This window comes from Ignavibacteriales bacterium (genome assembly GCA_015709675.1).
Classification (GTDB): domain Bacteria; phylum Bacteroidota; class Ignavibacteria; order Ignavibacteriales; family Ignavibacteriaceae; genus H2-BAC3.
Genome location: CP054182.1, coordinates 3,531,129 through 3,544,798, shown reverse-complemented (window position 1 = coordinate 3,544,798; position 13,670 = coordinate 3,531,129). Strand labels below are relative to the sequence as shown.

Genomic DNA, 13,670 nt, shown 5'->3' with positions numbered 1-13,670 from the left:
GTATATATAACTATTAACAGGAGATTGTATGTCCATTAACAGAACACAGGAAACAACCAGCAGGGATATCGAGAGCATCCGTATAACGCTCGCGAGCCCCGATGATATTCTAAACCGGTCTCATGGTGAAGTAACCAAGCCGGAAACCATTAATTACCGCTCTTACCGTCCTGAAAAAGATGGTCTGTTCTGCGAAAAGATTTTCGGTCCTACACGTGACTGGGAATGTTACTGCGGAAAGTATAAGAGAATACGCTATAAAGGTATTATCTGCGACCGATGCGGTGTTGAAGTAACACAAAAGAACGTCAGAAGAGAAAGAATGGGTCACATTGCGCTTGCAGTACCCGTAGTTCATATCTGGTTCTTTAAGTCACTTCCGTCAAAAATCGGCAACATCCTCGGCTTCAGTTCAAAGGAACTGGAGAGGATTATATACTACGAATCATACGTGGTGCTTAATCCCGGACCAACCGGTCTGAGTCGTAAGGACCTTATCACTGAAGAACAGTATTTTGAAATTCTTCAGTCACTTCCTCCGGGAAATGATAAGCTCGATGATAAAGACCCGAATAAGTTCTATGCTAAAATCGGCGGCGAAGCTATAAAAGAACTTCTCAAGAATACCGAAATAGAAAACCTCTTCCACGAACTGCGCGATCAGCTTCGCGGTGAGACCAGTATGCAGAAGCGTGAAGATCTGCTCAAGAGGTTAAAGGTTCTTGAAGCATTCCGCCCCAAAGAAGGCGTGGATAACAGACCTGAATGGATGGTACTCAGTTATATACCAATCATTCCGCCGGAACTCAGACCGCTTGTGCCCCTTGAAGGCGGAAGATTTGCTTCCAGTGATCTGAACGATCTTTACCGCAGAGTTATCATCCGCAATAACCGTCTAAAGAGGATGATTGATATTAAAGCTCCGGAAGTAATTCTTCGTAATGAAAAGAGAATGCTTCAGGAGTCAGTTGATGCACTTTTTGATAACTCAAGAAGAGGCAGCGCTGTTCGTTCGGACAACAACAGGCCACTGAAATCCCTCAGCGATATGCTCAAGGGAAAGCAGGGAAGATTCCGTCAGAATCTTCTTGGAAAGCGCGTTGACTACTCAGGCCGTTCAGTAATTGTAGTTGGTCCTGAACTGAAACTGTTTCAGTGCGGTCTTCCTAAAGATATGGCCGTTGAACTCTTTAAGCCGTTTGTAATCCGCAAACTTATTGAAAGAGGAAACAGCAAGACCGTAAAGAGCGCGAAGAAAATTGTTGAAAGAAAAGACCCGGTTATCTGGGAAATTCTTGAAAAAATTATTGACGGACACCCGGTTCTGCTGAACAGAGCTCCGACTCTGCACAGACTTGGTATCCAGGCATTCCAGCCGGTGCTGATTGACGAAAAAGCAATCAGACTTCACCCGATGGTATGTACCGCGTTTAACGCGGATTTCGACGGTGACCAGATGGCGGTTCACGTTCCGCTTTCACATGAAGCACAGCTTGAAGCACAGCTCCTTATGCTCAGTTCACACAACATTCTCTCTCCGCAAAACGGAAGTCCGATTGTTGTGCCTACGCAGGATATCGTACTTGGCTGTTACTATCTTACCAAGAAGCTTGATAATGCTCTCGGCGAAGGCATGGTATTCTCAAGTTCTGAAGAAGTAACCGTTGCATATGATAACAGAGTAGTAGCTCTTCATGCTGCAATTAAAGTCCGTATTGATGGTCAGTTAATTGAAACCACGGTTGGAAGAGTAATCTTCAATAAAATTGTACCCAAAGAAATGGGTTACTATAATCAGGTACTTATAAAGAAAAACTTTGGTAAGTTCATCGGCGCGATGTTCGTTAAGATGGGCAACAAAGTTACCTCAAAGTTCCTTGATGATCTGAAAGATCTCGGATTCCGTTATGCAACCGCAGGCGGTATCTCTATCAGCTTCAGCGATCTGGTTATCCCTGAAAGAAAACAGCAGCTTGTTGATGCGGCCAATAAAGAAGTTGAAGTAGTTGAAAGCAACTACGATATGGGTATTATCACTGAGAATGAAAGATATAACCGTCTCATTGATATATGGAACCATACATCGAATGACGTTGCGAAGGTGGTTATGGAAACACTTTCTACCGTAAGCGGCGGCTTCAACTCCGTTCACATGATGGCTGACTCAGGCGCTAGAGGTTCTCAGGAACAGATTAAACAGCTTGCCGGTATGCGCGGTCTTATGATGAAACCGCAGAAATCCATGTCCGGTCAGGCGGGTGAAATCATCGAAAACCCGATTATCGCTAACTTCAAAGAAGGCCTTTCAGTACTTGAGTACTTTATCTCCACACACGGTGCGAGAAAAGGTCTTGCTGATACAGCTCTTAAAACCGCGGATGCAGGTTATCTGACCAGAAGACTTGTGGACGTTGCTCAGGATGTAATTATCAGCGAAGTCGACTGCGGTACCTTCCTTGGTATTAACGTAAGCGCGCTTAAAGACGCAAATGAAGAAAGAGAATCACTCTCTGAAAGAATCACCGGACGTGTGGTATCAGATTCAGTATATGATCCTGTTACCGGCGATCTGATGATTGAAGCAGGGGAGATGGTTACTGAAGACATCGCGAAGAAAATTGAATCAACCGGATTCGAATCAGTTAAAATCCGTTCAGTACTTACCTGCGAATCAAAGCAGGGAGTATGCGCAAAATGCTACGGCAGAAACCTGACCAATGCAAAATTAGTTGAGGTAGGAGAAGCGGTCGGTGTTATTGCTGCACAGTCAATCGGTGAGCCGGGTACTCAGCTTACGCTCAGAACCTTCCACACAGGCGGTGTTGCTTCTAAGGAAGCAAGCCAGTCATTGCTTGAAGCAGATGCTGTTGGTACCGTGCGCTTCCAGAATATCAACTTTGTCCTGAAGGATTCGTTCGACGGTTCCAAGGTAAAAGTTGTGCTCGGAAGAAGAGGCGTTATTGAAGTGTACAATGAAAATAATGTTCTTTCCAAAAAGCATCAGGTGCCCAACGGTGCTGAACTCAGGATTGAGGACGGAAGCAAAGTTGATAAGAAGACCATTCTTTTCAAGCACGATCCGTATAACTCACTGATTCTTACCGATATCGCCGGTAAAATCAAGTTCAGTGATATGAAGGAAAATATAACCTTCCAGCAGATTACTGACGATCAGACCGGTTACGTGCAAAAGGTGATTATTGAGTCCAAAGACAAGAATATGTCACCAAGCGTTATTGTTGAGGCGCCGGACGGAACCTCCAAAACCTTCAGCATTCCTTCAAAAGCCTATCTGGCAGTTGATGAGGACGAGCAGGTTTCAGCTGGTACCGTACTGGCTAAAATCTCAAAACAGGCCTCAAAATCGAAAGATATTACCGCGGGTCTGCCAAGAGTAACAGAATTATTCGAAGCAAGGACTCCGCAGGAATCTGCGATCTTGTCTGATATCGTAGGAATTGTTAAATTTGGAGCTAAGAAAAAAGGTTACAGGGAAATCATTGTAACCTCGCTCGACGGCTCTACTGAAAAGAAGTATAACGTGCCGCTCAGCCATAATATTGTAGTACTCGACGGTGAGCAGATATTGAATGGCGAGAAAATTACTGAAAACCATATCAATCCGCATGATATTCTGCGGATTAACGGACCAACGGCGGTACAGGAATACCTCGTAAATGAAATCCAGGACGTTTACCGTCTCCAGGGCGTAAAGATAAACGATAAGCATATTGAAGTTATCGTTCGTCAGATGCTCCAGAAAGTCAGAATCAGCGATCCGGGTGATACCAGATTCCTCGAAGACGATCAGGTTGACAAAGTTGAACTGAACGAAGAAAACGAAAGAATCAGGAACTCCGTAGCTGTTACAGACAAGGGTGACAGTAAACTGAAAGAAGGAACGATTATCAGCCGCACTAAGTTTAAAGAGCTTAACGCGGATCTGAAAAGAAAAGGAAAAAAAATTATCGAGGCAAGAGAATGCGTGAGTGCAAGCTTTACGCACCAATTACTCGGTATCACATCGGCTGCTCTGAACACTGAAAGTTTTATCTCAGCCGCATCTTTCCAGGAGACCACTAAAGTTCTCACAAATGCCGCAGTTGCAGCTAAGGTAGATACCTTACGCGGACTGAAGGAAAACGTTGTGATGGGAAGACTTATTCCCGCAGGAACTGGCCTTAAGAAATATAAGAACCTCTTGATAAAAGTAGAAGAGGTACCAGCCCCCCAGGCTGAAGAAGAAGTAGCCGAATAATTTCGGCTTCTCTCCAAAGAACATAAAACATTTGCTCACTTCTTGACTAATTGTCAGGAAGTGAGTATATTTAAAGTCTGAATTTTTTTTGACATTGACAAAACGAGGATATTTGTGCCTACGATTAATCAGCTAGTCAGAAAAGGCAGAGTTGTTGTAAAGAGCAAGAACAAAGCTCCGGCTTTGGATGCCTGCCCTCAGCGCAGAGGTGTCTGTACGAGAGTTTACACAACTACCCCGAAGAAGCCAAATTCAGCTCTTCGTAAGGTTGCCAGAGTACGATTAACAAATCACATAGAGGTAACGGCCTACATACCGGGTGAAGGACACAACCTTCAGGAGCACTCTATCGTTCTCATCAGAGGCGGAAGAGTGAAAGATCTCCCTGGCGTTCGTTATCACATCATTCGCGGTACGTTAGATACCAGCGGTGTGCAGGACAGAAAACAGGCCCGCTCCAAATACGGTGCTAAGAAACCAAAAGCTAAATAAGTATGAGAAAAAAACGAGCCGAAAAACGATATTTACTCCCGGATGCAAAGTATAATGACCTCTGGGTTGCAAAATTTATCAATGCTGTTATGTATGACGGTAAAAGAATTACCGCGGCTAATGCAGTATATGAAGCTTTCAGACTGGCTGAAGAAAAGACTAAAAAACCCGGCATTGAAGTTTTTAAGAAAGCAATTGCTAATATCTCTCCGGTAATCGAAGTGAGAAGCCGCAGAGTTGGCGGCGCGACCTATCAGGTTCCGATGGAAGTACGTCCGGAAAGACGTCTTGCACTCGCTTTCAGATGGTTAAGAGAATATTCCCGCGCGAGAAATGAGAAATCATTCCCTGCAAAATTAGCGGGTGAACTGGTTGCTGCTCACAATGGCGAAGGTTCCGCAGTTAAAAAGAAAGAAGATACCCACAGAATGGCTGAAGCTAATAAAGCTTTTGCTCACTTTAAGTGGTAATAGACAGATATAAGAAGAATCAGGATTAACGATTAGATGGCTAAAACTTCAACACCAATTGATAAAGTAAGAAATATCGGCATCATGGCTCACATTGATGCGGGTAAGACTACTACAACCGAGCGAATTCTTTTCTATACAGGAAAGCTGCATCGCCTTGGTGAAGTTCATGACGGTGCTGCTACGATGGACTGGATGGAACAGGAAAAAGAGCGCGGTATTACTATTACTTCCGCTGCTACCACCTGTTTCTGGAACAATCATCAGATTAACATTATTGACACCCCGGGTCACGTTGATTTTACCGTAGAGGTTGAAAGATCTCTCCGTATCCTCGACGGAGCTGTTGCGCTTTTCTGCGCGGTCGGCGGTGTTGAACCTCAGTCTGAAACAGTATGGAGACAGGCAGACAAATATAATGTGCCAAGAATTGCATTCATCAATAAGATGGACCGTATTGGTGCAGATTTTTATAATGCCCTCTCAATGATCAGAGAGCGCCTCGGTGCAAACGCTATCCCTGTAACTCTCCCGATCGGAGAAGGTGATATGTTTGCCGGTGAAGTTGATCTGATTAAATATAAAGCCCGTATGTATCATGCTGAAACACAGGGCACAACATTTGACGAAATTGCTATTCCGCACGATCTGGAAGAGGTAGCCACAAAATACAGAACACAGATGCTCGAAGCAGTATCTGATGTAGATGATACCCTTCTCGAAAAATATCTTGAAGGCCAGGATATCTCAGATCTTGAGATTACCTCAGTGCTTCGCAAAGCGACCATTCAGGGTAAAATTATTCCTGTTCTCTGCGGATCATCATTTAAGAATAAAGGTGTTCAGAGACTGCTTGACGCAGTAGTTGAATTCCTTCCTGCGCCGGTTGATGCAGGTGAAATTGAAGCGCATCATGTAAACATTAATGATGTCGTAAAAAGAAAAGTTGCTGAAGATGAAAAGTTTACAGCTCTTGCATTCAAGATCATGAACGATCCGTTTGTAGGGAAGCTCACCTTCTTCAGAGTATATTCAGGAAAACTGAACGCTGGTTCTTATATATACAATTCAATCAGCGGAAAAAAAGAAAGAATTTCGCGTCTGCTGCAGATGCATGCAAACCACAGAGAAGAGATTTCAGAAGTACGCGCCGGTGATATCGCCGCTGCAGTTGGTCTCAAGTTCACCAGAACCGGTGATACACTCTGTCTGGAAGACGATCCGGTAATCATGGAGAAGATGGTATTCCCAGAACCGGTTATTGAAATTGCCATTGAACCCAAAACCAAAGCTGATCAGGACAGACTTTCAGATTCTCTTCAGAAGCTTTCTGATGAAGATCCGACATTCAGAGTTTCGACCAACGAAGAAACCGGTCAGACCCTTATCGCTGGTATGGGTGAACTTCATCTGGAAATCCTGGTTGACAGAATGAAGAGAGAATTTAAAGTAGAAGCAAATGTTGGTAAACCTCAGGTTGCTTACAGAGAAACCATTACAACCACGGTAAATGCAGAAGGTAAATTTGTAAAACAGTCCGGCGGACGCGGTAAATACGGCCATGTATGGCTTGAGATTTCACCGAACGAACCGGGTAAAGGTTACGAGTTCACCAACGGTATTGTCGGCGGTGTTGTGCCAAAAGAATATGTGCCTGCAGTATCAGCAGGTGTGCAGGAAGCAATGAGAAACGGTGTTATCGCCGGCTTCCCGGTTGTTGACGTGAAAGTTAAAATTTATGACGGTTCATATCACGATGTGGACTCAGATGAGCTTTCATTCAAAGTTGCCGGCTCAATTGGCTTCAAAGAAGGTGCACGTAAAGCAAAGCCAGTACTTCTGGAGCCGACCATGAGCGTCGAAGTAGTAACTCCGGAAGAATACCTCGGAGATGTTATGGGAGACCTTAACTCACGCAGAGGCAGAATCGAAGGATTTACCGCAAGAAAAGATGCTCAGGTAATTAAAGCACTTGTTCCACTTTCAGAGATGTTCGGTTATGCAACCGTACTCAGATCAATGACACAGGGAAGAGCGATCTACAGCATGCAGTTCTCTCATTACTCTGAAGTTCCGAAGTCACTGGCTGAAGAAATTGCAGAAAAGTCATCTGGTAAAAAAGCAGTTAACGCATAATAGATTTTAACTTAAGGAGATACATTAATGGCAAAAGAAAAATTTGACCGCAGTAAACCCCATGTGAACATTGGTACAATCGGCCACGTTGACCATGGAAAGACAACCTTAACCGCAGCAATTACCATGGCTCTTGCCCGTAAAGGTTATGCTCAGGTTAGAACATTTGACTCAATTGATAATGCCCCTGAAGAAAGAGAAAGAGGTATTACCATTGCAACCGCTCACGTTGAGTATGCAACCGAAGCAAGACACTATGCACACGTAGACTGCCCGGGTCACGCTGACTATGTGAAGAACATGATCACCGGTGCTGCTCAGATGGACGGAGCTATTCTCGTTGTAGCTGCTACTGACGGTGCGATGCCACAGACCAAAGAACATATCCTCCTTGCACGTCAGGTAGGTGTACCAAGAATCGTTGTATTCATGAACAAAGTGGATGCAGTTGACGATCCTGAACTCCTCGACCTGGTTGAAATGGAATTAAGAGAAATCCTTTCAAAGTATGAATTCCCTGGCGATGATATTCCATTCATTCGCGGTTCAGCGCTTCATGCTCTTGATGCAGGTTCAGCTAACGCTCCTGTTGACGATCCAAGATATCAGTGCATCTGGGATCTGATGGATGCAGTTGACAGATATGTACCGATTCCTGAAAGAGCAATGGACAAACCGTTCCTTATGCCTGTGGAAGACGTATTCTCAATCACCGGCCGCGGAACCGTATCAACCGGTAGAGTTGAAAGAGGAACCGTAAAGATCGGTGAAGAAGTTGAACTGATCGGTCTTGGCGCTCACAAGAAGACTGTTGTTACCGGTATCGAAATGTTCCGTAAAGAACTTGATTCAGCTCAGGCTGGTGATAATGCAGGTCTGCTGCTCAGAGGCGTTGACAAAAATGAAATCGAAAGAGGAATGGTTCTCGCTAAGCCGGGTTCAATTACCCCTCACAAGAAGTTTGAAGGCGAAGTATATATCCTGTCCAAAGAAGAAGGCGGAAGACATACTCCGTTCGCTAACGGTTACAGACCTCAGTTCTATTTCAGAACTACCGACGTTACCGGTGTTGCTACCCTTCCTGAAGGAATGCAGGTTGTAATGCCTGGTGAAACAGTAAAACTGTCAATTGAACTTATCGGAACCATCGCTATGGAAGAGAAGCTTCGCTTCGCTATCCGTGAAGGCGGAAGAACCGTAGGTTCAGGCGTAGTAACCAAAATTATCGAATAAGATATATTTGACTGAAAACAAGAAGGGAGTTTCACCTCCCTTTTTGTTTCTTTATTCAACAAGGAGAATTTCAAATTGGCTGGTTCTAATATCAGAATTAAATTAAAGTCATACGATCATACACTGATCGACAAATCATGTGAGAAGATCATCAAAACTGTTGAGATGACAGCTGCCGTGGTTAACGGACCAATTCCGCTTCCCACGAAGAAGACGATTTTTACAGTTAACCGTTCTCCCCATGTTGATAAAAAATCCAGAGAACAATTTCAATTAAGTATTCACAAAAGAATAATTGATATTTCCAACTCTAATTCAAAAACTATTGATGCTCTCGGCAAACTTGATATACCTGCCGGTGTGGATATCGAGATAAAGTTAACATAGAGTCTTCGGAGAAAAGATGAACGGTTTATTAGGTAAAAAATTAGGAATGTCCAGCATCTTCGACAGTAATGGTGCAATCATACCTGTTACTGTAATACAGGCTGGGCCTTGTAAAGTTGTCCGTCTCAGAACGGCGGAAACAGATGGTTACGAAGCGCTGACCATCGGTTTCGGAGAGAGGAAAGAGAAAAATCTTCCCAATCCTACAAAAGCTTATTATAAAAAGAACGGATTACCGGCATTTCAGGTCGTAAAAGAATTCAGATCCGGTAACCCGAATTCGCTCAAAATTGGTGACGATGTAACAGCCGAACTCTTTAAGGAAGGCGACAAAGTAAAAGTCAAAGGAAAGAGCAAAGGCAAAGGCTTTCAGGGTGTTATGAAGAGACATGGCTTCGGCGGTGTCGGCGGCACAACACACGGTCAGAGCGATCGTCTCAGAGCTCCCGGTTCGGTTGGTGCTTCATCCTATCCTTCAAGAGTATTCAAAGGTCAGAGAATGGCCGGAAGAATGGGACATGAGAATGTTACCGTTCGTAATCTGAAGGTTGTTAAAGTAGTTGCAGATAAGAATCTCATCTTTGTAAAAGGTGCTATTCCTGGTGCAGTGAATTCAATCGTTGAAATAATTAAAACAAGTTGATTTTGCAATGCAGTTAGATGTTTATAAAATAGACGGTACGCTGACAGGAGAAAAAGTTGATCTGTCAGACGCAGTATTCTCACTTGAGAAGCCAAATGATCACGCTATCTATCTTTCCGTAAAGCAGTTCCTTGCAAATCAGCGTCAGGGAACAAGCAAGGCAAAGGAAAGAAGCGAAGTTAGCGGCGGCGGTAAAAAGCCATGGAAGCAGAAAGGTAAAGGCGGAGCCAGAGCAGGTACAACCAGATCACCACTCTGGGTTGGCGGCGGTACCATTTTTGGTCCTAAGCCGAGAGATCATCGCCAGGATCTGAACAAAAAAGTGAAAGCGCTTGCAAAAGCATCTGCTCTCTCTTATAAAGTTCAGGATCAGCAGCTGATGGTTGTTGAAGATTTTGAGCTTCCGGGTTATAAGACTCAGAATTTTAATGAGATTCTTGAGAAGCTGAAAGTTTCCGGAAAGAAAATTCTTTTTCTGACAAACGGCAAGAATGATAAAATCTACCGTTCCGGCAGAAATATCGCAAAAGTACAGGTCATGGAATCAGAAAAAGCTGCAACCTATGATATACTGAACAACCAGGTTGTTATATATCAGAAGAGCGCAATTCTCGCTTTGAATGAGAAAATGGCCGGTGCAGGAAAAAGGAGCGCTGAATAATGGTACGCATACTCATTAAACCTTTATATACTGAAAAAGTAACAAAGATGTCCACCGATGAAAAAGACCCGAAATACGGCTTTGTGGTGGATTACAGCGCGAACAAGATTGAAATTGCCAAAGCAGTTGAAAAGAAATACAACGTAGAAGTTGAATCGGTAAAAACGATTAAATATAAAGGCAAGATTAAATCCCAGTTCCGTAAAAGCGGAAGATTTTCCGGCAGCACAGCCCGTTATAAGAAAGCATACGTCACCCTGAAGAAGGACCAGACGATTAATCTTTACGAACAAGTTTAAGAGACGAAGCAGGAATTAGGAGCAGTACATGCCAATTAAAAAATTAAATCCGACGACTCCCGGCAGCAGATTCCGCTCAAATTATACATTTGAGGAAATCACAAAGACCGTGCCCGAGAAGTCACTGCTTGCACCGCTGAGCAAATCAGGCGGAAGAAATAACCTCGGCAGAATCACTTCACGCCACAGAGGAGGCGGACACAAACGTCAGTACAGAATGATTGACTTCAAACGCGACAAGTTTGGTGTTCCGGCTCTGGTAAAGGCAATTGAATATGATCCGAACCGTTCTTCACGTATAGCGCTGTTATTCTACAAGGATGGTGACAAGAGATATATACTTGCCCCCACCGGTCTGAAGGTTGGCGATACGGTAATTGCAGGTTCAGGCGTTGATATTAAAGTAGGCAATGCTCTTCCTCTGAGAGAAATGCCTCTCGGAAGCTTTATTCACAATGTTGAAATGAAGCCAAAGAAAGGCGGCCAGCTCGGAAGATCAGCAGGATGTGCTGTTCAGTTCATCGGTAAAGACGGCGATATGGCTCAGATTAAACTTCCTTCAGGTGAAGTAAGAATGGTCAGTCTTGATTGTATGGCTACTTACGGATCAGTAGGAAACTCAGAGCACGAAAACATCAGTCTTGGTAAAGCCGGCAGAAGAAGATGGCTCGGAAAGCGTCCTCTTTCAAGAGGTGTTGCCCGTAACCCGGTAGATCACCCGATGGGCGGCGGTGAAGGTAAAACTTCAGGCGGTGGTCATCCAGTATCTCCATGGGGTCAGAAGGCAAAAGGACTGAAAACCAGAAAGCCGAAGAACGAATCGAACAAATATATTATCAAACGCAGGAAGTAACAGAGTAAACTATGCCAAGATCGGTAAAAAAAGGTCCATATATTGATTTGAAGTTACTCGCAAAAATCAATGCGATGAACAAGCAGGGTCAGAAGAAGATCATTAAGACCTGGTCACGCTCTTCAACAATCCACCCGGATTTTGTAGGCCATACGATTGCTGTTCATAATGGTAATAAAATGATCCCTGTTTTTGTAACAGAAAATATGGTAGGTCATAAATTAGGTGAATTTTCACCAACAAGAATTTTCAGAGCTCATCCCGGCACCAAAGCCGAGAAGGCTTCAAAAGCAAAATAAGACAGAGGATTCAGAGTAAATGAAAGCAAAAGCTGTTTGCAGATTTATACCCTCATCACCCAGAAAGATGAGACTGGTTATTGATCTGGTACGCGGAATGAATGTTGAGAAAGCTCTGGAAGTGTTGCACTTTCAGCCCAAACATGCAGCTAAAACCGCAGAAAAAGTTTTAAGATCTGCTGTTGCAAATCTCCTTAATAATGATCAGGGCTCAACCAGGATTGATACAGCAAATGTTGTCGTCAAGGAAGCATTCGTAGATCAGGGACCCACGATGAAGAGGATTTCTCCCGCACCGATGGGCAGAGCATACAGGATTCGTAAAAGATCCTGCCATTTAACCATCGTTGTAGAAGAAGTGTAAGGAGTATAACTTGGGACAGAAAACACACCCGATCGGATTCAGAGTAGGAATTAACAGAGGCTGGGAATCAAACTGGTTCGAAAAGAAATCCTACACCGGAAAACTGCTGGAAGATGATAAGCTCCGCAGTTACATTAAGAGCAGACTTGAGAAAGCTGGAATTTCAAGAATCATTATTGAAAGAACTTCAAAGAATATTGTTGTTAACATCAATACTTCACGTCCTGGCGTTGTTATCGGCCGCGGCGGAGAAGAGATCAACAAGATTGAAAAAGAGCTTAAGTCACTTACTGAAAAAGATGTAAAAATTCAGATTACTGAAAATAAAAAACCTGAACAGGATGCAATCCTGGTTGCAGATAACATTGCCCAGCAGCTGGAAAAAAGAGTTTCCTACAGAAGAGCAATGAAGCAGGCAATCAGCGCTGCAATGCGCAGCGGTGCAGACGGAATCAAGGTTATGTGCTCAGGCAGATTAGGCGGCGCGGAAATTGCCCGTACCGACCAGTATAAAGAAGGAAAGATTCCTCTTCATACACTCCGTTCTGACATTGACTTTGCTTACGGAAGAGCTGAAACCGTTTACGGTTCCATCGGAATTAAGGTTTGGATTTGCCGCGGAGAAATTCTCGGCAAGAAAGCATCAGATTAATCTACGGAGATTTAAATGTTATTACCAAAAAGAGTTAAATATCGTAAAGCACACCGCGGACGCAGAACCGGTAAAGCTTTCAGAGGTTCAAATGTTGATTTCGGCGATTATGGTCTGAAAGCGCTTGAACCGGCATGGATTACCAGCCGTCAGATTGAAGCATGCCGTGTGTCACTTGCACGTGCCATGAAAAGAGACGGTCAGATCTGGATAAGAATTTTCCCAGATAAGCCGGTTTCTAAAAAGCCGCTTGAAACACGTATGGGTAAAGGTAAAGGCGCTCCGGAATTCTGGGTTGCTGTTGTAAAGCCGGGCCGCATTATGTTTGAAGTTGGCGGTGTTTCCGCTGAAATTGCTGCAGAAGCATTAAAGAACTGCGGTCATAAGCTTCCAATTAAAACGAAAATAGTTTCCAGAAGAGACTTAGTCAATCAAACCAAAGCATAGTTATGAAGATATCAGAAATTAGACAGCTTACCACTGAAGAACTGGTAAGAAGATTAGAAGACGAACAGAATAATCTTGTAGATTTACGGTTCACGCATGCTCTGAAACAGTTGACCAATACTGCTAAACTCGGTGATACAAAAAGAACTATCGCCAGGCTGATGACTGAATTAAAATTACGGAATTCGAAAGAGGCTAAGAGTAATGGATAATACAAGAGCATTACGCAAAACACGTATCGGTGTTGTGGTAAGCAATAAGATGGAAAAAACCATCACCGTGGCTATTGAGCGCCAGGTTGCACATCCGATATATAAAAAATATTTTAAGAAGACCACCAAGTTCATGGCTCATGATGAGAAGAATGAATGCGGCATCGGAGATACTGTAAAGATTGCGGAAACCAGACCTCTCAGCAAAAATAAGAGATGGCGCCTGGTTAGCATCGTTGAGAAAGCGAAGTAGGAAGGAGGAGT

16 protein-coding genes are annotated in these 13,670 nt (G+C 43.7%); all 16 read left to right on the top strand.

Annotated features, from left to right (window positions below):
- The first annotated feature begins 28 nt into the window (after positions 1-28).
- The gene (gene rpoC, locus HRU80_13965) at positions 29-4,258 is read left to right on the top strand and encodes a DNA-directed RNA polymerase subunit beta' (GenBank protein ID QOJ29916.1); all 4,230 of its coding nucleotides are present in this window, start codon (positions 29-31) and stop codon (positions 4,256-4,258) included.
- Positions 4,259-4,372: 114 nt separating this feature from the next.
- Complete coding sequence (locus HRU80_13960) at positions 4,373-4,750, top strand: 30S ribosomal protein S12 (protein QOJ29915.1); 378 nt, start codon at positions 4,373-4,375, stop codon at positions 4,748-4,750.
- A gap of 2 nt (positions 4,751-4,752) precedes the next feature.
- Positions 4,753-5,220 (top strand): 30S ribosomal protein S7, encoded by a 468-nt coding sequence (gene rpsG / locus HRU80_13955; GenBank protein ID QOJ29914.1) that lies wholly within the window; start codon positions 4,753-4,755, stop codon positions 5,218-5,220.
- A gap of 36 nt (positions 5,221-5,256) precedes the next feature.
- Complete coding sequence (gene fusA / locus HRU80_13950) at positions 5,257-7,356, top strand: elongation factor G (protein ID QOJ29913.1); 2,100 nt, start codon at positions 5,257-5,259, stop codon at positions 7,354-7,356.
- A gap of 27 nt (positions 7,357-7,383) precedes the next feature.
- The gene (gene tuf, locus HRU80_13945) at positions 7,384-8,589 is read left to right on the top strand and encodes an elongation factor Tu (protein ID QOJ29912.1); all 1,206 of its coding nucleotides are present in this window, start codon (positions 7,384-7,386) and stop codon (positions 8,587-8,589) included.
- A gap of 75 nt (positions 8,590-8,664) precedes the next feature.
- The gene (gene rpsJ, locus HRU80_13940; protein ID QOJ29911.1) at positions 8,665-8,976 is read left to right on the top strand and encodes a 30S ribosomal protein S10; all 312 of its coding nucleotides are present in this window, start codon (positions 8,665-8,667) and stop codon (positions 8,974-8,976) included.
- A gap of 16 nt (positions 8,977-8,992) precedes the next feature.
- Complete coding sequence (gene rplC, locus HRU80_13935; GenBank protein ID QOJ29910.1) at positions 8,993-9,619, top strand: 50S ribosomal protein L3; 627 nt, start codon at positions 8,993-8,995, stop codon at positions 9,617-9,619.
- Between the two features lie 7 nt (positions 9,620-9,626).
- Positions 9,627-10,280: a 50S ribosomal protein L4 gene (gene rplD, locus HRU80_13930; protein QOJ29909.1), complete on the top strand. Its 654-nt coding sequence runs from the start codon at positions 9,627-9,629 to the stop codon at positions 10,278-10,280.
- Positions 10,280-10,579, top strand: a complete 300-nt coding sequence (gene rplW, locus HRU80_13925; protein QOJ29908.1) for a 50S ribosomal protein L23 — start codon at positions 10,280-10,282, stop codon at positions 10,577-10,579. The genes rplD and rplW overlap by 1 nt, the downstream gene beginning before the upstream one ends.
- Positions 10,580-10,607: 28 nt before the next feature.
- Positions 10,608-11,432 carry a 50S ribosomal protein L2 gene (gene rplB / locus HRU80_13920; GenBank protein QOJ29907.1) on the top strand — a complete coding sequence of 275 codons (825 nt, stop codon included), beginning with the start codon at positions 10,608-10,610 and terminating at the stop codon, positions 11,430-11,432.
- Positions 11,433-11,443: 11 nt separating this feature from the next.
- Positions 11,444-11,731, top strand: coding sequence for a 30S ribosomal protein S19 (gene rpsS, locus HRU80_13915; protein QOJ29906.1), 288 nt, complete (start codon positions 11,444-11,446; stop codon positions 11,729-11,731).
- A 19-nt stretch (positions 11,732-11,750) separates the two neighbouring features.
- Complete coding sequence (gene rplV / locus HRU80_13910) at positions 11,751-12,095, top strand: 50S ribosomal protein L22 (protein QOJ29905.1); 345 nt, start codon at positions 11,751-11,753, stop codon at positions 12,093-12,095.
- A 10-nt stretch (positions 12,096-12,105) separates the two neighbouring features.
- A complete protein-coding gene (gene rpsC, locus HRU80_13905; protein QOJ29904.1) occupies positions 12,106-12,747 on the top strand; it encodes a 30S ribosomal protein S3 in 642 nt (213 codons plus the stop codon).
- Between the two features lie 15 nt (positions 12,748-12,762).
- A complete protein-coding gene (gene rplP / locus HRU80_13900; GenBank protein QOJ29903.1) occupies positions 12,763-13,194 on the top strand; it encodes a 50S ribosomal protein L16 in 432 nt (143 codons plus the stop codon).
- A 2-nt stretch (positions 13,195-13,196) separates the two neighbouring features.
- Positions 13,197-13,406: a 50S ribosomal protein L29 gene (rpmC, locus tag HRU80_13895; GenBank protein ID QOJ29902.1), complete on the top strand. Its 210-nt coding sequence runs from the start codon at positions 13,197-13,199 to the stop codon at positions 13,404-13,406.
- On the top strand, positions 13,399-13,659 hold the full coding sequence (gene rpsQ, locus HRU80_13890) for a 30S ribosomal protein S17 (protein QOJ29901.1): 261 nt from the start codon (positions 13,399-13,401) through the stop codon (positions 13,657-13,659). Before rpmC ends, rpsQ begins: the two co-directional genes overlap by 8 nt.
- Positions 13,660-13,670: the final 11 nt, after the last annotated feature.